This window comes from Pasteurella sp. XG20, assembly GCF_018968665.1.
Taxonomy (GTDB): Bacteria; Pseudomonadota; Gammaproteobacteria; order Enterobacterales; family Pasteurellaceae; genus Pasteurella; species Pasteurella multocida.
Genome location: NZ_CP076656.1, coordinates 1,454,086 through 1,476,543, shown reverse-complemented (window position 1 = coordinate 1,476,543; position 22,458 = coordinate 1,454,086). Strand labels below are relative to the sequence as shown.

The 22,458-nt window shown below is 36.8% G+C and carries 18 protein-coding genes and 1 pseudogene; 2 read left to right on the top strand and 17 right to left on the bottom strand.

Annotated features, from left to right (window positions below):
- The first annotated feature begins 3 nt into the window (after positions 1 to 3).
- Both nudF and cpdA read left to right on the top strand, forming a co-directional pair.
- The gene (gene nudF, locus KPF51_RS06755; protein ID WP_061405899.1) at positions 4 to 612 is read left to right on the top strand and encodes an ADP-ribose diphosphatase; all 609 of its coding nucleotides are present in this window, start codon (positions 4 to 6) and stop codon (positions 610 to 612) included.
- Positions 613 to 779: 167 nt separating this feature from the next.
- Positions 780 to 1,610, top strand: coding sequence for a 3',5'-cyclic-AMP phosphodiesterase (cpdA, locus tag KPF51_RS06750; protein WP_061405900.1), 831 nt, complete (start codon positions 780 to 782; stop codon positions 1,608 to 1,610).
- Between the two features lie 103 nt (positions 1,611 to 1,713).
- Here the strand turns inward: cpdA and KPF51_RS06745 are convergent.
- The 17 genes and pseudogenes from KPF51_RS06745 to KPF51_RS06665 form a co-directional block, all read right to left on the bottom strand.
- Positions 1,714 to 3,814: pseudogene (locus KPF51_RS06745) on the bottom strand (polysaccharide biosynthesis tyrosine autokinase).
- A gap of 11 nt (positions 3,815 to 3,825) precedes the next feature.
- Positions 3,826 to 4,269 carry a low molecular weight protein-tyrosine-phosphatase gene (locus KPF51_RS06740; RefSeq protein ID WP_014325758.1) on the bottom strand — a complete coding sequence of 148 codons (444 nt, stop codon included), beginning with the start codon at positions 4,267 to 4,269 and terminating at the stop codon, positions 3,826 to 3,828.
- 1 nt (position 4,270) lies between these two features.
- Positions 4,271 to 5,434, bottom strand: a complete 1,164-nt coding sequence (locus KPF51_RS06735) for a polysaccharide export protein (protein WP_005723127.1) — start codon at positions 5,432 to 5,434, stop codon at positions 4,271 to 4,273.
- A gap of 101 nt (positions 5,435 to 5,535) precedes the next feature.
- The gene (locus KPF51_RS06730; protein WP_025248425.1) at positions 5,536 to 7,476 is read right to left on the bottom strand and encodes a nucleoside-diphosphate sugar epimerase/dehydratase; all 1,941 of its coding nucleotides are present in this window, start codon (positions 7,474 to 7,476) and stop codon (positions 5,536 to 5,538) included.
- Positions 7,477 to 7,498: 22 nt separating this feature from the next.
- Positions 7,499 to 8,668, bottom strand: coding sequence for a DegT/DnrJ/EryC1/StrS aminotransferase family protein (locus KPF51_RS06725; protein ID WP_061405901.1), 1,170 nt, complete (start codon positions 8,666 to 8,668; stop codon positions 7,499 to 7,501).
- Positions 8,669 to 8,692: 24 nt separating this feature from the next.
- Positions 8,693 to 9,280 carry a GNAT family N-acetyltransferase gene (locus KPF51_RS06720; protein ID WP_005723112.1) on the bottom strand — a complete coding sequence of 196 codons (588 nt, stop codon included), beginning with the start codon at positions 9,278 to 9,280 and terminating at the stop codon, positions 8,693 to 8,695.
- A gap of 12 nt (positions 9,281 to 9,292) precedes the next feature.
- Positions 9,293 to 10,336, bottom strand: a complete 1,044-nt coding sequence (locus KPF51_RS06715; protein ID WP_042742647.1) for a GNAT family N-acetyltransferase — start codon at positions 10,334 to 10,336, stop codon at positions 9,293 to 9,295.
- Position 10,337: 1 nt separating this feature from the next.
- Positions 10,338 to 10,940, bottom strand: a complete 603-nt coding sequence (locus KPF51_RS06710) for a sugar transferase (protein WP_005757100.1) — start codon at positions 10,938 to 10,940, stop codon at positions 10,338 to 10,340.
- A gap of 43 nt (positions 10,941 to 10,983) precedes the next feature.
- A complete protein-coding gene (locus tag KPF51_RS06705) occupies positions 10,984 to 12,204 on the bottom strand; it encodes a glycosyltransferase family 4 protein (RefSeq protein ID WP_005723092.1) in 1,221 nt (406 codons plus the stop codon).
- Positions 12,204 to 13,334 (bottom strand): non-hydrolyzing UDP-N-acetylglucosamine 2-epimerase, encoded by a 1,131-nt coding sequence (gene wecB / locus KPF51_RS06700; RefSeq protein WP_005723090.1) that lies wholly within the window; start codon positions 13,332 to 13,334, stop codon positions 12,204 to 12,206. Before wecB ends, KPF51_RS06705 begins: the two co-directional genes overlap by 1 nt.
- A 12-nt stretch (positions 13,335 to 13,346) precedes the next feature.
- On the bottom strand, positions 13,347 to 14,468 hold the full coding sequence (locus KPF51_RS06695) for an NAD-dependent epimerase/dehydratase family protein (RefSeq protein ID WP_005723088.1): 1,122 nt from the start codon (positions 14,466 to 14,468) through the stop codon (positions 13,347 to 13,349).
- Between the two features lie 2 nt (positions 14,469 to 14,470).
- The gene (locus KPF51_RS06690) at positions 14,471 to 15,505 is read right to left on the bottom strand and encodes a nucleoside-diphosphate sugar epimerase/dehydratase (RefSeq protein WP_005723086.1); all 1,035 of its coding nucleotides are present in this window, start codon (positions 15,503 to 15,505) and stop codon (positions 14,471 to 14,473) included.
- A gap of 23 nt (positions 15,506 to 15,528) precedes the next feature.
- Positions 15,529 to 16,701, bottom strand: a complete 1,173-nt coding sequence (locus KPF51_RS06685; RefSeq protein ID WP_061405903.1) for a glycosyltransferase family 4 protein — start codon at positions 16,699 to 16,701, stop codon at positions 15,529 to 15,531.
- Entirely contained in the window at positions 16,701 to 17,888 is a 1,188-nt protein-coding gene (locus KPF51_RS06680; RefSeq protein ID WP_211599568.1) for a hypothetical protein, read from the bottom strand. The genes KPF51_RS06685 and KPF51_RS06680 overlap by 1 nt, the downstream gene beginning before the upstream one ends.
- Complete coding sequence (locus KPF51_RS06675; protein ID WP_061405905.1) at positions 17,885 to 19,123, bottom strand: hypothetical protein; 1,239 nt, start codon at positions 19,121 to 19,123, stop codon at positions 17,885 to 17,887. Before KPF51_RS06675 ends, KPF51_RS06680 begins: the two co-directional genes overlap by 4 nt.
- Before the next feature lie 10 nt (positions 19,124 to 19,133).
- A complete protein-coding gene (gene tviB, locus KPF51_RS06670; RefSeq protein ID WP_005754484.1) occupies positions 19,134 to 20,408 on the bottom strand; it encodes a Vi polysaccharide biosynthesis UDP-N-acetylglucosamine C-6 dehydrogenase TviB in 1,275 nt (424 codons plus the stop codon).
- Between the two features lie 819 nt (positions 20,409 to 21,227).
- Entirely contained in the window at positions 21,228 to 22,403 is a 1,176-nt protein-coding gene (locus KPF51_RS06665; protein ID WP_005723020.1) for an FAD-dependent monooxygenase, read from the bottom strand.
- Positions 22,404 to 22,458 lie beyond the last annotated feature (55 nt).

Sequence of the window (22,458 nt, the reverse complement as noted above, 5' to 3'; positions counted from 1 at the left end):
AACATGGAAATTCAACAGTTTCGTCAGCAAGATATTGACATTCTTAAAGAAGAAACCTTATACCAAGGTTTTTTTCAATTAAAAAAGATTCAATTTAAACACAAGCTGTTTGCTGGCGGATACAGTGGGGTAGTCACTCGTGAATTGTTAGTCAAAGGGGCAGCATCTGCGGTGATTGCTTACGATCCGATTAAAGATGCCGTTGTATTGGTTGAGCAAGTGCGTATTGGTGCTTATCAACCTGATTCAGCACAGTCACCTTGGTTGTTAGAGTTGATCGCCGGCATGGTAGAAGAAGGGGAAAAACCAGAAGAGGTTGCGCTACGTGAAAGCGAAGAAGAAGCCGGCGTGCAAGTGCAAGATTTGCAACATTGTTTAAGCGTGTGGGACAGCCCAGGTGGTGTGTTTGAGCGTATCCATTTGTTTGTGGGCAAAGTGGATAGCACAACAGCGAAAGGGCTACACGGTTTGAGCGAAGAGAATGAAGATATCCGTGTCCATGTAGTGAGCCGTGAGCAAGCTTATCAATGGGTTAATGAGGGAAAAATTGATAATAGCATTGCGGTGTTGGGATTACAGTGGTTACAGTTGAATTATAAGACCCTCTCATAATTCAATTTTCTAAATCCACACGATAAAAGTGTGATTTAGGTTTAATTTTCAGAAAATTTTTTATCAATAAATATGACATAGCTAACATTTTTTTATTTTGGTAGGTGCAATTTCTTTGATAAGTCGGTAATTTACAAAGAGTTTTATTTTAGTCGTAGGAGTTCGCTTTGTTCAGCACTTATAGATATGATACATCAGCGGAGGTGTTCAAAATCATTCAAATTACCGATCCTCATTTGTTTAAAGATGAGCATGGGGAATTATTAGGCATCAATACATTTCAAAGCTTTTCTCAAGTTTTACACGAAATTAAAGCCAGTCGTTTTGACTATGATCTGGTGTTAGCTACAGGGGATCTGGTTCAAGATAGTAGTCGTGAAGGCTACTTACATTTTTGTGAACAAGTGAAAAGCTTAGAAAAAACCGTCTTTTGGATTCCCGGAAATCATGATTTTCAACCAAAAATGTTTGAAATCTTGAATCAGGATCAAGGTAATTTAAATCCGAAAAAGCACATTCTTTTAGGCAAATCTTGGCAGATTTTAATGTTAGATAGTCAAGTGTTTGGCGTTCCACATGGTGAATTAAGCCAATATCAAATAGACTGGTTGGTCGCAAAATTAAAAGATCATCCAGAACGTTATACGTTAATTGTCTTACATCACCACATTTTGCCTACCCATTCAACTTGGTTAGATCAGCATAATTTACGTAATGCTCATGAATTAGCGTATGCATTAGCCCCTTTTGATAAAGTGAAAGGGATTTTACATGGTCATATTCACCAAGAAATGGATGCTAACTGGCGAGGTTATAGAGTGATGGCAACACCTGCAACCTGTATCCAATTTAAACCAGATCATAATACGTTTACACTTGATTCAGTTCAGCCTGGTTGGCGAGAGCTTGAATTACACAGTGATGGTCGGATTGAAACACGCGTAAAACGCATTCAAGATAAGACGTTCTTCCCGAATATGCATGAAGATGGCTATTAAGCAAAAACAGCCATGTGGCAACACATGTTTGTTTTTTTAAGTTAGGCTAAATTGATTAGGAAAGTGAGTGACATGACGCACTTTCCTTTTTTTTCCTCAAATGCTAGCTGCGGTAATTGTAATAATCATAGTAGCTCAGCGCTTTGCGTTTTGTACCATTTAAAATAAACCCTTTAACGGGGACACCTGCTTGTGCAAAACGTGTTTTAGCGATTTCAATTTCTTTAACCGTTGTTTTCCCAAATAAGCCAACCAGTAGGGTTGTACCAACATAACGTCCAATAATAGCAGCATCTGTTACCGGCAGAATTGGCGGTGTATCAATTACAACAAGATCATAATGACTCGATGCCCATTCAAGAAGTTGCTGAAAACGCGCAGTATAAAAAAGTTCTGATGGATTAGGTGGTGTATTTCCTTTCGTAATAATGGCAAATTCAGCATATTGATGAACGATGTCTTCAAATGGAATATTTTGTGCAATAGCCTCACTTAATCCCTGTTTATTTGCAATACCGAGGAACGGGCGCAAGTAACTGCGACGTAAATCAGCATCAATCAGTAAAACTCGTTTTCCAGTTTTTGCTAACACATTAGCTAAATTACTCGAAATAAAACTTTTTCCTACAGAAGGTAATGTGCCAGAAATCATCACAAGATTATTTGGTGCTTCTAACATGGCAAAATGGAGACTTGTCCTTAAACTACGAATGGCCTCAATCGCATTGTCTTCAGGGTGACTTTCTGACAGGAGACGATATTTTCCTTTATGTACATGTTTGCGGGAAATCGCCGGCTGTTGTTCTGAATGTGGAATGGCGGCGTAAGTCGGTAGTCCCGTTTTGTCAACATCCGCCGTTGATTCAATACCACGTTGGAAATAATTCCTAAACAGCACTAAAAAGGACGATAAAAGTCCGCCTAATAAAAAGGCAAGTATGATAACGAGCGCTTTTTTAGGTGCAACAGGATTTGGAAATACTTGTGCATGATCTAAAATACGAACGTTACCAATAGTGCTTGCTTTTACAACATCTAACTCTTGCATTTTATTTAAGAGTTGGATGTAGATGTGTTGGTTGACTTCTAAATCACGTGTAAAACGAATCATTTCTTTCTGTATATTTGGCAATTTTTCTAATTGCTTATTTAATCGTTCTTTCTCCGCATTCAAGACATTTCTTTTATCAATTAAAGCAACATAAGAAGGATGCTTTAGCGTAAATTTACGTGAGATTTCACTTTCTTGAATAGACAATTCGCTGAGATCCGCTTCTATTTGGATAATGGTGTCTAATGTGGCTTTTGCTTCAAGGCTGAGATCAACAGATTCATTTTTTAAGCGGAATTCATTCAATCTATTTTCTGAGTCAGACAGTTTCTGACGTACATCTGGCAATTGTTGATTAAGAAACTCTAGACTTTTAGAGGCTTCTGCCGAATTTCTCGCGACATTTTGTAATAAGTAACTTTCAGCAATACTCGAAACGATATCTTGTATGTGTTTTTTATCTTTTCCCTGAATCGCAATATTAATGATGCCCGTTTGTTTACCAATTTCATGAACCGACAGTTGTTCCTGTAAGGCTGAAATAACGGTTAATTCTGGTAGCTTGTTGATTAGAAAACGTTGTTTAGGTTTGGCATTTATCTGAGATAAAGAAAATTGAATAAGATCCGTATCATATTTTTCCCCCACTTTGCCTGTTAGCAGTGGCTCTGTAGTTTTTTTCCAGAAAAAGGGTATAGCTATCTCGTTGTTCACCAATTTCTAAGATGAGTGTATTGGCTGCTTCATTGAGTGGTGTGAAATGGGAAATGGTGATTTGCGGTGAATAGCCTGTGGCACTTGCGAACAGTTTACCCAAGATAGGAACCGGATAAATTGGCTCAACCTGTGTCGTTAAATCGAGTTTTTCAACCGCATACGAGAGCACCATTCTCGATTTTAAAATCGCGATTTCGGTATGCGAGGAGGATTTTTCCTCAAAGATCCCCGCGAAATCTTTTAATGCACCGCCCGCTGATTTATCTTCAATCTGTATGGAAGCATTCGCAAGATAAACAGGAGGGGCAAGAAAGGCATAGCCTGCTCCAATGAGTGTTGTAAGTAGGGTAAACAGGGCAATCCACCCTTTATGATCTAATAAAATGCCGAGGAATTTCATTACATCAAGTGTTTCTTCATGGTTTTTCTCGTTCATTATTTCATATCCTATAACATTTTTTTCCATTGATATGCTGCGCTATCTAGCATTTGATAAGCATACTCAAACATTTCTTGACTCTTTTTATAGGGATCGGGAATCTCTTTTGACGCAGTTAATCCATGTCCAAACAACATGACTTTACCTTGAGATAAAGGGCATATTTGATGAACTAATTCAATATGCGCTTTTTCCATAACAAGAATCAAATCGGCTTTATGACATAATGCATGTGTCAACTGCTTAGCACGATGAGCCGAAAGATTTAATCCGTGCTGGCTAGCAATTTTTATCATCATATCGTCGGCAGGCTTGTCAACTAAGCAACTACGTTCAGTGACAAGACCTGCAGAGGTAATGTTTTTTTCTGGGAAATGGTGTTGTAGTAATTTTTCCCCTACAGGGGAACGACAGATATTTCCCATACATACGACCAGAATTTGCTCAAACATATTACCAATTTCGGATTCTTAACATACTTTCAGTGATTGAGTCGAACCCTGACAAAGTAGGCACGATCTGACTAATCACACGATTCCAGCGGGCAACTGGAGCTGTTGTGACATAAACCACATCATAAGGTTTTAAATAAAACTCGGTACCAAGAAGATAAGAGGTAGCATCGGTGACATCTAATTGGTAAATATCTGCAATTTTTTCTATATTTTCCTCAGACGATGTCGCTTGTCTTGTTGTAGATGGCGAACGTTGTCCACGAATAACGAAAATCCCCGTTGCATCTGCAGCTAATTTATCAATACCACCACTTGCTGTGATTGCTTCAGTTAATGTCATACCGTAATGCATAATTTTGAGCATTTGCGGTTGAGCAACTTCACCAATCACAAAGACTTTATTCGCATCATTACGAGGAACATGAACAATATCACCATCAACTAATAAGCGGTTCTGGCTTAAATCTCCTCGTTGGATAAGTGCTTCGACTGAGATTTTTTCATCTTTTCCTTTGCTATTGAGTGTGACATTGTGCCAATCAGCATGTTCAGATAAGCCACCAGCATGGTTAATTGCATCTAATAAAGTTAACGGAACATTAGTCAAATATTGTTGCCCCGGACGATTTACTTCCCCTGTAATATAGGCTTTTTTCGATTGGTAAGTGGCGACACTGACCTCAATTTGTGGCTCACTAATATAGTTGGCGAGCCTTTTGGTCAGTTTGTTTCTAATTTGGCTTACGGTCAGTCCAGAGACATGAATAGAACCTACATAAGGGTAGAAGATCGTGCCATTAGCATGAACTTGACTACCGGATTCCGCCGCCGAACGATAAGCCCCTGCTGGTGTTGTTAATTCAGGATGATCCCAAACGGTAATATTTAATACATCACCAGGACCTACACGGTATTGGTAGGCTTTAATTTTTTGATCGAGTGGCGGGTTGGCACGAGCAAAAGGTATAGAAGGCGCGAGTTGCTTAACCAACGAAGGGGTAATTAAGTAGGCATCGACTGCTTTTTGCGCATCAAGAGGTCCGCCTTGCGCATAGACCTTAACACCACTTACGGGTGATTTGGTGGAGGGTAGCATGACGGAGCAGGCAGAGACAGACATGCCAATGCCGATTAGGATGAGAAGTCTAGATAATTTATACATGTCTTTTACTCATTTTAATTAGTGAATAAGTGAAAGGCTTACAGCTACCTCGGTTTTTTGTTCATCTGGATACAGTTTATTTATTGATGTTCACCGTTGCTTTACCCCCATAGATGTATGTGATTATTTTGTTGAGTGTAAATTAAGTCTGCTAATTCTGTGACAGGTTGATATCCTGTCGGTGCATTGCGCAAAATGTCATGAATTTTTTGATAATCTGATTTTTTACATGCACGCTCCAATTCGTCTAAGAGTAAGGACAACTCCGAAAAAGGAAGACATGTTTCTTGCGCGGTTAGGATTCGTGGATGCAACGTTTTTCTGACATTTTCTCCGCCAATGAGGAGTTCTTCATAAAGTTTTTCTCCGGGACGTAAACCCGTGAATTTAATTTCAATATCACCATTTGGATTGTTTTCATTTTTGATACTGAGACCGGAAAGTAAAATTAATTTCTTCGCTAATTCAAGAATCTTAACGGGTTCGCCCATATCGAGGATAAACACATCTCCTCCTTTTGCCATAGCTCCTGCCTGAATAACAAGCTGTGCAGCTTCAGGGATTGTCATGAAATAACGGATGATACGTTCGTCTGTTACAGTAATCGGTCCCCCTTCTTTAATTTGTTGTTTAAATAAAGGAATAACAGAGCCTGAGGAACCTAATACATTGCCAAAACGGACCATACAGAAAAGGGTTTTATGGACGACGCCGTCTAGGGTTTTACCATAAGTATCGGCACAGGCTTGTAAACACAATTCTGCAACACGTTTTGTTGTGCCCATCACATTTGTGGGTCTTACGGCTTTATCGGTAGAAATTAATACAAAGGCATCGACTTGGCATCGCATCGCCGCTTTAGCTGCGTTATATGTGCCAAAAATGTTGTTGTATACCGCTTGTATGACATTGTATTCAACTAATGGAACATGTTTATACGCAGCAGCATGGTATACCGTATTAACTTCAAAAGTTTGCATGACTTTGATAAGCAGCTTGAGATTTTGTACAGAGCCTAACAGTGGGATAATTTCCACGTGTGTTCCTTTCTCTTGCTGAATATGTAATAACTCAAGATGGATAGAGTAGAGGGCATATTCTGAAACATCAAACAGCACTAATTTCGTCGGATGATTTAACAGAATTTGCCGACATAATTCGGAACCAATTGAACCGCCAGCGCCAGTTACCATAACGGACTTATGTTGGATATTTTTATTTAATAAAGCGGTGATTGGGGGGACTGGATCGCGCCCTAAGAGATCTTCGATAGCAATTTCTTGAATGTCAGAAAGCCCTACTTCGCCATCCACGAGTTGTTGTAAGCTCGGTAATTCTTTTATTTTACAAGGTGTTTTATTCAGCTTTTTAATGAGTTCTCTTCGACGTTCCCGACTGACAGAAGGAAGCGCAATTAAGATTTCATCAACACGATAGTCTTTTAACAAGGTCATGGCAGTTTCGAAAGAATAGACTTTGAAACCACCTAAAGTTCTTCCCCAAAGTTGCTTATTATCATCAATAAAAAATAAAGGTAAGTACTCACAAGAACGTTGTAGTGCGCTGATAATTTGTTGTCCTGATGCGCCTGCACCGTAAACAACAATACGTATTTTGGGGGCTTTTGTAGTTAAGTGTGCTTTTACGATAAAGCGTATAATGCCACGGCTGAGCCAAATCCAAGTGAACATTAAAAAACCATACATTAACGGAATCGATCTCGGTAACATTTCTTCCGCGATGAACGTCACAAGATAAAGATTAAGCACGGTGATAATGGTGGCTAAACCTAAGCGTAAAATTAACGTTTCGCTAAAACTACGGATAATGAAGTCATACACACCAAACAAAAGGAGGCTTCCTACAGTGAGTAACGAAATACCCAATAAAAATGGTAAATTTACTGAAATTTCTATACTCCAATATCTCAGCATATAACATTGCCAAAGCAGAATTGGGCATGCAATGAAATCTAACACCAATAAAAAAATCTTTTTATTCGTTTTAGAAAGCAGTGTTAAGGAAGTGATTAAATAATGCATATTCATAAGTTCTAAACGCCATTTAAATTTGTTCAATTACTGTTTTTATCACTTCCACACATCGACTGATGTCTGATTCAGTTAATGTGGGATGGACTAAAAACATTAAACTGGTTTCCCCTAATTGTTTCGCGTTTTCTAAACGTTTATTTGGTCGCCATGTGGTGTGGTCAAATGCTTTTTCTAAATAAACTTCTGAGCAAGAACCGCTATAACAAGGCACGCCTAATGCATTGATATGTTGCATGATACGATCACGATCCCAGCCTTGAGGTAGCGTTTTCGGGTTGACTTGTACGTAACATTTATAGGCGGCATGAACATAATCTGGTGTTGGTGTATGTTGCGTAAAATAAGGTGAATCAGCAAATGCGGTCAAAATACGTTGCATATTTTGATTCCGTTTTTTCGTCCATTCTGGCATTTTTGTAAGTTGAATACGTCCAATCGCCGCTTGAATTTCCATCATGCGCCAGTTGGTGCCAAAAGATTCGTGAAGCCATTTAAAGCCTGCAGGATGTGTTTTATGATAAACTGCGTCAAAACTTTTACCATGATCTTTATAGGACCACATCTTATTCCAAAGGACCGTATCATTCGTAGTCACCATTCCGCCTTCTCCGCCAGTTGTCATGATTTTGTCTTGGCAGAATGACCAAGCACCAATGTGACCTATGGAACCTGCGGAACGTCCTTTATACATTGCGCCATGAGCTTGAGCACAGTCTTCAATGACATACAATCCTCTTTCTTGAGCCAGCGCCATAATCGGATCCATATCACACATTAACCCTGCTAAATGTACACAGATGATAGCTTTTGTATTCGGCGTTAAAACGGCTTCAATAGTTCGACGAGAGATATTTTGTGAATCAAGCTCGACATCGGCAAACACAGGATTTGCGCCGGCAGTGATAATACAGCTTGCTGAAGCAAGAAAAGTGCGAGAAGTCACAATCACATCATCGCCAGCTTTAATGTCGAGGGCTTTTAAGGCAAGATCCAGTGCAACTGTACCATTCATCAACGCAATGGCATGTTTTGTTTGAGTGTAGTGTGCAAATTCTTTTTCAAATTCTCGGCATACTTGTCCTGTCCAGTAATTGACTTGATTAGACTGAAGTACTTTGACGACGGCATCAATTTCTTGTGCTGAAAAGGATGGCCAAGGTGCAAAAGGTGTATTGAGCATAATAAATTTCTCCAAAGTAAAAGGTTAACGAGTTGGAGTCTTATTATTAGGGCAAACAAAATGAATATATTTTTGTGCCTCGGGTAATTGATCAAACTCTTCTTTTAAAATGGCGATATTATGTACATCGCGCCATTCTCCCGCTTTAAAGATGGCTTCTCGTTGTGTGCCTTCAATTCGCCAGTGACACTTTTTAAGATAAACTGCAAGACTGGGCGCATTCTCAGTGAGAATTTCTGCATAAAGGCGTCTTAAACCAACGGTGTAAAATGCCCAAGCCATCATGAGCATAATAGTTTCAGTGCCATAACCTTTTTGGCTTTCGTGAGGAGAAAGCTTAATGGCAGATTCTGCGGATCGATTTTGCCAATGAATATTCCACAATCCAGTCAGACCAATTGCTGTTCGTGTTTGTTTATCAACAACAAGAAAGCGATAATCTTTGTTTGAATTAGATAAAGATTTGATGAAATTCTCTTGGGCATGTAATGACACTGGAAAAGTCCAACCAATCGTCTTACCCGTAATAAGAGGATCATTCATTAAGTGTTGTAATAATTCGCTATCTTTGAGCTCAATTGCTCTTAATACTACTTTTTCACCTGTTAACATATTGCTTTCCCCTTATTTGCGGTAGAGTGGAAAATACTCTGTTAGATTGTGAATCTGTTCTTCTGTACACCCTTTGGCGTGACATAGTTGATGATATACATTTTGATTAATCACAATGCGGTGAGTCTTGAATATATGGCTATTTGAGCTAAAACCTTTCTTATATTCATATAAAGAGTCTTTTTGGGCCCCCAAACCACCACCAAAATGTAATACCTTATAGTGATTTTCTCTTCCCCATTGACGTGCTTCATGAGTAATCAATTTTGAGGGTTGTAACTCTCGATAATCATCTAATGTCCCGCCTAAATGGTGCTGCATAATTCCACTTTTCTGACAATAGGTGTACATTGAAGAGGCTATCGGTTTTTGCTTCTTATTGAATGCTGTAATTAAGATAATGTTGTTATGTAATAACTGTAATAAACTGTCGTAATACTGCTTATGAAAGAAATAGAATGCCGTTGCGCCTAACATACGCATTGTCTCTTCATAGATATGGATAAAGATTTCAAGATTCTGATTATTTAATTGTTCGATTTTTGTTGTTACGCCGACTTTCTGCGCTTTTTTGATGCCTCTTTGATGTCTTAATTGTGTTTCTGCCCAATGTTCTTCTGCTGTTTTTGTTAAATCGGAGGAAAGGGTTGGACCATGTGCTACTAAATGACCAACATGCGAAAACCAATTAGCATTTAAAATAGGATGAAGACGTAGAAACCATGAAACACAATGTCTGTCTTTCAGATAATCTATCGCAGTGGTTAACATCTTATCGATTTCTGTTTCTGTTAAGTTTGTGCTGGCTAATACACCGCTATAACCATAAGTGGAAGTAATATCCCAATATTTGTCATCTAATCGACGAATAATGAGAGGAAACAACAAGGTTTTTTCATTCAGGGTAATAATCAATCCTTTGGGCTCACCTTGATCAATGAGTGCAGACGATTTGATCCAACCAGACATGTGATAAATATCGAAGTCAAAGGATTGAATCTTGTTATCCCATTCATGATCGATCTCAACAAGCGTACATGTTACAGAAGTATTCATCTTATTTTTTCTCCGTATCACCTAAAAATCTCGGCATCGAATGCCCCGATTGATCGTTAACATTTTTGCGAAAAATGACGACGTTGAGGGTTTTCAAGAGAATCTTGATATCTAGCCACAACGATTGATTTTCTACGTACCAAACATCTAATTTGAATTTTTGTTCCCAACTGATTGCATTACGCCCGTTAACTTGGGCATAACCGGTAATGCCGGGGCGCACGTTATGCCGTTTAGCTTGTTCAGCATTGTATAAGGGGAGATATTCCATTAAGAGAGGACGAGGTCCAACTAAACTCATATCGCCTTTTAAGACATTCCATAATTCCGGTAACTCATCTAGGCTACTTGAACGTAGGAAATGACCAAAGGGTGTTAATCGTTCACTATCAGGTAAAAGTTCGCCTTTTTCATTTCTGCTGTCCTTCATTGTGCGGAATTTGATCATGTTAAATGCTTTACCATATCGCCCAGGGCGCATCTGATGAAATAAAATAGGCGTCCCTAGATTTTTTCTTACTTGATAAGCAATAATTAAAAATAGGGGAGAAAGTAAAATTAGCGCAGTGGCTGAAATCACAATATCGAGAAAACGTTTTAGCATTGTTCCACTCTCCTAAGCTGTTTACGAAGCTGTGAGCTGAATATCAAACTGATTTTTCAGGTTTTATTTTTTTAAACAATTCAATAAATTTCTCAGTACCCTTTTGCAAAGATAATTCATTAAAATAGAAAGTATTCCCATTTTTGCCTAAAAGATGGCGTGTTTGCGCCGGCAAGTGATACATTTTCAAAATGGCACGTTGTATGCTCTCGATATTTTCTGATAGCGCGGTTTCTCCACATTGTGCGAGCCTCACTAAATTGCTCGCATCTCCTGGTACTGCAACTAAAATGGGTTTTCCTATTGCCATATACGCCTGTATTTTTGAGGGAACCGTGATTTCAAATAACGCGTCTTGTTTCAGATGAACTAGTAATAAATCTGCTTGTTGTAATACATGACCGATTTGAGACATCGGTACACGTGGTATAAAAGTCACATTCGTTAAATTTTCATCATCTTTTCTCGTGTTTAAGCGTGTTGTTTCTGTACCAGAACCGATAAAGGTAAAATGAATATCAGGATAAGGAAGCATATTAGCTGCGACATCCAGTATCGTATCGAGGGCTTGCGCTTTTCCCATATTGCCAGCAAAAAGAACATTGAATTTTTGGTGACATAAATGAACAGTCTGTGATGTTTCAGTGTTGATTAGCGCAGTTTCGTTACACCAGTTATAGATCACGCTGATTTTATTTGCGGGAACGGATTTTTGGATGAGTTTTTCTTTAAAGCCAGGGCTTAAAACCACAATATGATCAACACATTTATAAACACATTGGCAGACGTAATCGACGATTTTTAGTAATCGATCATGCGTTAGCATACCAGTGGCTTTTAAAGTATCTGGCCATAAATCTTGAATATCATAGATAACGGGTGTCCGTCTAAAAAGTTTAATCATGATGGCGGCGATGCCTGTTGTTAAAGGAGGGTGATAGGCATAAATAACATCACATTTTTTGGTCGCAAAGATACCGAATAACATTGCCATAAAGGCAAAGCTGACATAATTGAGAATGCGTTTTATGGCTGAGCTATCATGGCTTGGGTAGAGCGCCACCCTTAATACAGGAATGCCTTCAATGCATTCTTTTTGGAAAAATCGAAGTTTATAACCTTCATATATTTTTCCGCCGGGATAATTCGGAAAGCCAGTTAAGACTTGTACGTCATGTCCCTGCGCTTTTAATTCTTTTGCAAATGCCAACCCTTTAATAGCTGGCTCGGGCTCAAACCATTGAGTTAATAGTAAAATCTTCATCAGTATTTTTTCCAAATAACGCGGTTAACATAATCGGTATAACTTAAAAGGATACGTATCACTTTGGCACTTACATTCGGCATACTGTAATCTGCGACTAAGCGTAAATTTCGCTCTTGTCCACGACGTTGCTCATCAAGAATAGCTAAACCTTGTAAAACACGTTCAGCTTGTAGTCCAACTAACATGACAGCCGCCTCCTCCATTCCTTCAGGTCTTTCATGAGCTTGTCGTAGATTTAATGCAGGAAAATTTAAAATAGAGGACTCTTCATTGATCGTTCCACTATCAGATAGAGTGGCTTTTGCCATGAGCTGTAATTTGTTGTAGTCAAGGAAGCCTAACGGTTTTAATAGCTGAATTAATGGATGAAAAGTGATGTTTAACTCCTCGATCCGTTTTCGGGTTCTTGGATGTGTCGAAACGATCACAGGATATTGATATTTTTTCGCAACCGCATTTAATGTATGGATTAAATCCAAAAAGTGCGGTTCTGAATTAATATTTTCTTCGCGGTGCGCACTGACTACAAAATATTGGAAAGGGGTTAATCCTAATTTATCTAATATTTTTGAGTGCTTAATCCGCTCATGATAGAAATGCAGTACTTCAAACATCGGACTCCCTGTCTTGATGATAAGATCTGGACTTAGTCCTTCAGCGAGGAGGTAATCTCTTGCGATAGTGCTGTAAGTCAGGTTAATGTCGGCTGTATGATCTACAATACGACGATTGATTTCTTCTGGCACACGCATATCAAAACAACGATTTCCTGCTTCCATATGGAACGTTGGGATTTTTCGACGCTTGGCGGGTAATACGGCAAGGCAGCTATTGGTATCACCAAGAACCAATAATGCTTCTGGCTGGGTTTCCTCCAGTAATTGATCAACGGCAATAATGACATTTCCGATGGTGGCTGAACTGGTTTTTCCCGCAGCATTAAGGAAGTAGTCAGGTTTGCGAATACCTAAATCATGGAAAAAGACCTCGTTCAATTCGTAGTCATAGTTTTGTCCAGTATGGACAAGAATGTGCTGAAAGTGTTTATCACAAGCCACAATGACTCGAGATAAGCGAATAATTTCTGGTCGAGTACCAACAACCGTCATGACTTTTAGCTTTTTCATTAGTTATTCCTATTAAGATGTAATTGGCATGGCATACGTATCGGGTTTTTCACGGTCAAATATTTCATTTGCCCATAACATGACAAACATCTCATCATGACCAATGTTTGTAATATCATGTGCCCAACCTGGAACCGTTTCGACAATCGTCGGGTGTTTCCCATGTGTTTCTAACTGGTAAGTTTCCCCTGTTATGACATGTTTGAATTTGAACAGCGCTTTACCTCGAATCACTAAGAATTTTTCTGTTTTACTATGATGGTAGTGTCCGCCGCGGGTGATTCCAGGTTGTGCTGAAAAATAAGAGAATTGTCCCGCGCTCGGTGTTTTAAGCATTTCGACAAAAACACCTCTTTCATCTCGATATTGCGGAATCACATAAGTAAATTTTTCAGGGGGTAAGAAACTGAGATAAGTGGCATATAATGCGCGCTTTAACCCCGTGCCAACCTCACTGGTTATCAGGGTATTGCGTGTATTTTTGAATGACATGAGCAGTTGATATAACTCACTTACCGTGATTTTATATTCTGGGTTGATATAAAAAGGCGTAGTTTGAGGTTGGTATTTGCCTGCAATAAGACGGCAAAAGGTGTCAACGACATCATCAATATAAATGAGCCTTATTTCTGCAGCATGATCATGAATTTCGATGGGTAAATCATGAATTAAGTTATGGCAAAATGTGGCGACTACCGAGTTATAGTGAGGGCGTGACCATTTGCCAAAGACATTAGCTAAACGGCAGATATAAATCGGATTACCATTTTCTTTATGTAATTGATGAATATGATATTCACTTTCTAATTTGGTTTGCGAATAAGTACTTATTTTGGGACTTTCTACTTGAATGCTAGAGGAATATAACAAAGGCGTTTTTTTCTGATGACGCTGTAAAATACGGCAAATTTTTTCCGTCAATTGTGTATTTGATGTCATAAATTCTTGTTCTTCAGGTGGACGATTCGCACCCGCAAGATGAATAATCCAATCAGCACTCAATACATGATGAATAAGCGTTTTCTCAGAGGATTGACGGTGATAACATAAAATCTCAATATCTTGTTCCTCAAATAAAGACTGAATCAGATTTTTCGCAATAAAACCATTTGAACCTGTTACTAAGACTTTCATTTTTATACCTCCGGTGAGATGTATTCACCCTCAATCATTTTCTGTATGAATTCAAGTTTAAGCAGTAACTGCTTCATTTCCTTGACAGTCAAACGCTCGGTATTATGGGAGTTGTAGTCGGTGACTTCGGTAATTTTTGGTTCCCCTTTTTCGACATATTTACTGTAATTTAAACTGCGTTGATCGGCTGGGATGCGATAATAATTACCTTCATTAATTGCATGAACCATTTCTTCACGGCTTAATAAAGCTTCGAATGCTTTCTCTCCATGACGCGTACCTATAATGGAAATAGGGTGATTTGGGACAGATAATAATTCAGTAATTGCTTTGGCAAGGGTACCAATGGTTGCTGCGGGGGCTTTTTGTACAAAAACATCACCATTTTGACCATTTTTAAATGCATATAGGACTAAATCCACAGCATCTTCCAATGTCATCATAAAGCGTGTCATCTCAGGATCAGTAATAGTAAAAGGCTTGCCTTGACGTATTTGATCGACAAATAATGGAATAACCGAACCACGAGAAGCCATGACATTGCCATAGCGAGTACAACAGATTGTCGTTGGTGTGCCTTCTAGGTTACGCGATTTTGCGATGATGACTTTTTCCATCATTGCTTTAGAAATGCCCATCGCATTAATTGGGTACACCGCTTTATCTGTGCTAAGACAGACGACGCGTTTTATCTGGTTTTGGATGGCGGCTTCTAAGACATTTGCCGTACCTAAAATATTGGTTTTCACTGCCTCTAACGGATAAAACTCACATGAAGGCACTTGCTTTAATGCGGCAGCATGATAAATATAGTCAACACCTCGTGAGGCATTTAAAATGCTATCGTAGTCACGAACATCGCCAATATAAAATTTTAATTTTGCATCATTATATTTTTTCCGCATGTCATCTTGTTTCTTCTCATCACGCGAAAAAACACGAATTTCTCGAATATCTGTTTCTAAGAAACGTTTGAGTACAGCATTACCAAAAGAACCCGTTCCACCTGTAATTAAAAGTGTTTTATTTTTAAACATAATACTTTCCTCAAATGTAAAGATTAGACTAAATCCAAAAATATATTTTTATTGGCATCTAAGACTTCTTTGCTATTAATAATGCTGTCAGCAAAATTGATACATTTTTGTTTAATAATCTGTCTTTTTTCCACGTTGAGATGATTAAACGCCTGTAAAGCATGAATAAAGCGATCTTTTCTTGCTAAAGGAATATCCCAACCAATGCCTTTATCTTTTAAATTTCGCCAAGGTGTTTGGTCGCTTAATAATATTGGGGTGCCAGAAGAAAGGGCTTCTATAAATACGTGACCGTAATTTTCACCTTGAGTCGGCACGAAAAATAAATCATAGTTTGAAATTGTTTCTTGTACTTTTGTATTTTCAACGATGCCATAATATTTCACTTCAATATGAGAAGGGAGCTTGCTAATTAATGATAAACAAGCGTTCCAATATTTTTTGTCTTCTAATGGTCCATAGATACCTAAGAAAACAGGGAAATCTATTTTTTGTAGTATTTCTAATGCGAAATATAAATTTTTTATTTTTGCTATTCTTGATAAGAAACAAATTCTCAACCTTGATTGATTATTTATTCCCTCTTTGGATGTTGTTAATGAAGAGGGGGTTGATAGATTTCTACATTCAATTATTTTTTTATAAGTGATATTATTTTTGACTAAGAATGTATATATATCATTAATTTCATGCGCACTTGACCCTTGCCAGACAATGTCTTGATCATAGAGCCCAATCCATGATGCGAGTTTTGTAAATATCTCTTTCTTGTATTTTTTGAGAGATAATGCACTTGATGACAATTCCCCACGTGGTGCTAAAACAATGGGTTTACTTGTTTTAAAAAAATGAAATTTATTTAAAAATAACGGGATAATAGTAAATCTAAAATTAAAGAAACTATTAAGGTATAGAACGTCATAGTCAATTTGGTTAACGACTTTTATTAATTCTCTTATCTTAAAATTTGGGTTGATATAATAAATCCTTGTGCCATTTTCATCGGCTGTCCATGTATTTGTTGCAATATTTTTATATGGTGAAGGATCGCCAAGATCTCTATCTAACGTAATAATATAAAAGTTGATGTCATTTTTAAGGCGTGAGGTTAAATTATAAATCGTTCTAATTGGACCACCACCTTTCACACCAGGCAAGTATAATCCTGTGAAAATCAAAACATTTTTCTTTTCCATTATTTTTTACCTTTGATGTATTTAAATAAACATTTTTCAATAAAGAGTAAAATCAATATTGCCATTGCACCAGTACTAAATCTTGCACCGAAAGAAGCCATGCCTCCCCAAATTAATGTAGGGAGATAAATGAGGGCAACATGGTTAATTGATACGAGTTTATGATTTAAAAACCGATAAAACAAAATGATGAAAACAGAAAATAAAATGATACCAATTAACCAATACTCACTCAGAAAGAAATAGTAATCACCGAAAATAAGCGCAGCGATAGAATGACTATCTGAAAAAATTGTCGTATCCATTTCTTTATCTACATAGAGTCTGCCGAATCCAATAGGTTTATCTGTCCATAGTGCTCTTGGTGTAAAAGCGAAAAACATCAGTTGGATTTGTTCTGATAAGCCAGATAAATCAATTTGATAATAATCTTTTGCAGAAAACATACCGTAACTCAATATAAAGGGCCCCACAGCTGAATCTTTTAATAATAAATCAAGTGTTAGGCTCTCATTTTCAAATCTAAGTAATGACATTAAGGAGCCAATGATGATTGAAAAAATAAATATAATGCTATTGCCTATTTTAAATCTGGAGAATTTTAACCAATATAATAATGGGAAAATAATATTACCAACGAGAACAAGACGACCAAACCCAGACCAGAAAAATATTGAGTAAATAATGATGTAACCTAGGTATGGTATGCTATATATAAACAAGTCTTTATAGCCAAAGTTATTCATATATCTCAGCATGAATAATAATATTATTGCAGCACCAGCGACGAAAAAAGTTGGATCACCGTTGGTTAAAAATAACATTCCTATTAATGATAAACATAAAAAATAGTATTTTATTTTTTTTAACCTTACATTTTCTCTGATTATTTTTTCTTTTGAAAAATCAGTTTCTTTTGTAAAGTAAAGAAAGAAAAAGAAAAAATAAACCATATAAAAGAGATAAAGCGTTTCTTCTTGCCAGCCTAGGTAGAAGAGTATGATATAAGGATAAGCGACAAAGGTGACATATCCTATACCTAATAATTGATGGACTAAATTTTTATTTTCTGTTACCAATAATGTTATTAGTGTAAGAGTTATACTTAATACAAAGAACAAATTTCCTGTTGTTGATATAAACAGTAATGAAAATAAGCTTAATATAAGTATAACGAGATATTTCATATTTTTATTTCTTCTTTATGAGGTTTTTTATAAACGAATAAATAAAAAAGAGAAAGTGAAAATATAAGAATGTTATTAATTAACATAATGACTGTACCAGTCATGCTGTCGATTTCTTTTATTAAAGCACAAAGTATGTTTAGCAATAGAAAACCAATTGTTACGAAAATTAACCATACCCATTCTTGATTTTGAGAAATCAAAATATTACCTAATATGTTTGTAGATGAATTTATTCCTGCAATGAATAAGAATAAAGGTATTAATATTGCAGGAATCGTGTATCTACTATAAATCCCTTGAATGATGGGTGACGCAATATATGAAACAAATGTGAGCAATAAAAATAGGGAAAGAATCAACGCAATATTTCTTTTCGCTATGACTAAACTATTTGAATGTGTATGAGAGATAAAATAGTTTAGTAATACTCTAGAAAAAACAGAGGGTAAAAAGAGCGCCAGTGAAAACCATTGTAATCCTATTGAAAAGAGATTGAACTCAAGGGCACTTTCTCTGTTTGAAACTAAAATATATTGACTTACTATCCAAGTATTCGATGCGGCAAAGAGAGAAACAAACATCATAGGTCCCATTGTTTTTAAAATTTCTTTTAAGTGGGCTATTTTTATATTTACTTTCTCTAAAAGCTGTATGCTCGAAAGATATCGGAGTACGAATACTGTATTAAAGATCAGCTGGACTATCACGCCAGAGATTAATCCTAGTATCGCGTAATCGATATTGTTATTTAAAATTGCTATCACCACCATAATGATGTTTATGCAAAAGAAAAGGAGTGATGTAATACATAATTTTATATATTCTCCTAATCCAATGAGCGCATTGCTTGTATAAATATCCAAGCATAAAAAAAGAATAACAATAGCAAAATAATTTTTATTAAAGTTAATTGATTTAGGAATGATTTGCTCTGATAATAGAGTGAATATTACTCCTCCTAAGATTGCTAGGCTAATATTTATAATCCATAGTGTCATCACGGGTGTTTCTAAATTAAGTTCTTTTTTTAATGAGGAAAAAAATTTATTTGTCGTGATTCCTATTCCCAAGGCAGAATAAATAGATATTGTCGTCGTTGTTAATATGAAATAACTGTAGATTGAGAATTGTTCTTTATCCATTAAGCTTGATATGATCATGGAAGAAAAAATTAAGCTTCCTCGAGATAACATATGGCTTATTGTGAGTAATAGTGTATTTCGTATTAACATAATTTCAGATTCATAATCTAATATTGGCTTGAGATTGATCTAACACATATTTCAGGTCATAAAGGACAAAATTTTCTTTCCCTAATGCTTTAAAATCTTTTTCCGTCATACATTTAAATTGTTGATGTGCAACGGCGATAATAATGGCATCATAGTTATGTGAATGAATCTCTGTGATTGGTGTTAAGCCATATTCTGCTTCTGCTTCGTATTTATCTACCCAAGGATCGTAGATATCAATATCAATGTCGTATTCTTTTAATGAATTAACGAGATCAATAATTTTGGTATTACGTATATCTGGACAATTTTCTTTGAAACTCAAGCCCATCACTAAAATCTTAGAATTGACCACGGGAATGTCTTTTTTCACCATTTCTTTAATGAGTTGTGTCGCGACATATTCTCCCATACGGTCATTTAAACGGCGTGCAGCAAGAATAATTTCGGGATGTAAGCCCAGTGACTGTGCTTTGTGTGTTAAATAATAAGGATCTACGCCAATACAGTGCCCGCCTACCAAACCGGGTTTAAAAGGCAAAAAGTTCCATTTCGTTCCTGCCGCGTTTAACACATCTTCGGTATCAATCCCCATTTTGTTGAAGATTAAGGCAAGTTCATTAATCAGGGCGATATTGACATCTCGTTGTGTATTTTCAATTACTTTAGCGGCTTCAGCCACTTTGATGCTTGGGGCTTGATGTGTTCCCGCTTTTATAATGAGCTTATAAACGAAGTCGATATAATTGGCGACGAGTGGAGTTGAACCGGATGTAATTTTTAAAATATTCGTAACACGATGTTCTTTATCACCGGGATTAATCCGCTCGGGGCTATAACCGACAAAGAAGTCATGGTTAAATTTCAAACCTGACATTTTTTCAAGTACAGGCACACAAATTTCTTCAGTCGCACCTGGATAAACTGTCGATTCATATACAACGACATCCCCTTTTTTCAATACTTCTGCGATAGTTTCTGAGGCTTTTATCAGGGGTTTAAGATCCGGTTGTTTGTAATGATCGATCGGAGTGGGAACTGTCACAATAAAGAAATTACATTCTTCTAACCCTTTGGTTTGGTTTGTATAACGTAATTTGGAGGCATGTTGTAATTCCTCTTCAGACACTTCTAATGTGTAATCTTTACCTGACGCCAGTGATTTGACACGTTTTTCATTAATATCAAAACCCACCGTAGGGACTTTTTTACCGAATTCCACAGCGATAGGTAGTCCAACGTAACCAAGACCAATGATGCCAATTTTTAATTTTTCAATATTCATATTCTGTCCCTTAAAGAAAAAATAGAAATGAAAATGACAGATGGTATAACTTAATAAAATGCTAACGAGGATATAACGTAATACTTAATTTATTTAATTAAAGTCACTATATTTTTGAAAAAAATATACCGAGTATCTAAATATAATTTAGATAGAGATGTAACAATGTTTTAAAAAATTATTTTTTATTTTCTTTGTATTGTTATAAATATGCCTTAAAGTTTTAGTGCTGTTTGTGTTAAATAAATGAATTTACATTGTTTATGTGATTTGAGTTTGACTTGATTATAGATCTCGTTTTAAAAAAAGCAAACTAGGTCAAGGTGTGGTTTAATTGGACTAATGGGTTTTCTAGATAAAAAATAAAGTTTTACTCATAAAACAAAGATAGTTTGGATTGTTATGTTTTTTATTGTATGAAATACATAAATAAATATAAAGATGTATCAATATAAGTAAAAAAATAATCAGAAAAGATATAAATTCAGAAATAATGTTTACCTTATTTAAATAAACATAAAGTAATTCATTTTGTTGTAATAAAGAGTAAAACACTGTAAATATGTTGCGGAGGGGGGATTAATGAAAGCGAATTTTTCAGATAAATGACGAGAAAGGTAAAATATATTTTATTCCAATGGCGTATTCTAAAATAAAACAGTTAAATAATGCAAGCCTTTTCTTAGAAAAGGAATATTGAAATTTAAAATCCCTTCAGTTTGTATTACGACGCATAAATCTAAAGGGATTTTGTATTGGTTTATTGTCTATTGAACGGTTAGCTCGTCAAGTTAAGCCTCATGCCATGAGAAATAAGTGTTATAAACCCAATGCATATTTCAATGCCTGCTTTTTCAATGGTGTTGCTTTGTTGGCGAGGAATAATGAGGCATTACGTACTATTTTGAGCGGTAAGATATCTTCTTTAAACGTTTTATAAAATACATCCATACCTGTTTGCATTAATAGGTTATCGGGTTTACGTTTACGCTGATAACGTATAAGTACATCATCACTGGCGAGAGGCTCTTTTTTCTGACTCGCCTGCTGTAGTACTTCAAGCAGAATGTTGACATCTTTAAAACCTAGATTCACACCTTGTCCAGCAAGAGGATTAATGGTATGTGCAGCATCACCTACTAGCACAATACCTTGTTTAAAGTAATCTTGCGCATGGGTTCGAGTCAGCTCAAAGCTATTTGCTGCTTGCACTTTGATTTTTCCTAATCGTGCCGGGAAAGCTTGCTCAATTTGCGCCGCTAATTTTTCGTGAGAAAGTTGTTTGAGGGTTTGGATACGTTGTGGGGAATCATACCAAACTAAGCAGGCTTGTTTGCCTAATAATGGTAGAAAGGCTCTTGGTCCAGAAGGGAAAAATTGTTGCCAGGTGACATCTTGTTGTTCAAGTTCAGTATCGACGGTAATAAGCAAACAGCTTTGACGATATTGCCAACCACTCGTCCCAATATTAGCAATTTGGCGTAATTGTGAATTCGCCCCATCTGCGGCAATGATAAGAGGGGCTTGGTAAGTTGTACCATTAGCTAGCAAAATTTGCCAATTTTCACCGCACTTTTCGACTTTTTGGATAGTACATTCTACGCAAGTTTGGATGTTTTCAATGCTTGAAATTGCCTGCCACAAACCAAGTTGTACAACATTATTTTCTATCATAAAACCCAGCTCAGGTAAGTTTAATTCTTGACTATGGAAAGTGGTACCAAATCCTTCGATCTCCCAGGTTTCTAAGGCGCGATACGGGCAAATACGAGTATTTTCGATATACTGCCAAGCACCTAATTGTTTTAAGAGATTAACGGAAGCAACACTGATCGCAGAAATGCGAAGATCGTAAGGCGAATTAGGTTGAAACTGTGGGAGTGGGGCGTGTTCGATAAGCTGGACTTGATGTCCTTGTTTACCTAAGCCAAGCGCACAGGCTGCACCAACCATGCCACCGCCAACCACGATCATGTCTTTTTGTATGACGTCCATAGGATTTTCCTTTTCTTTTTGTTACGTATTCTACCGTCAATGAGGGAATTTCAAA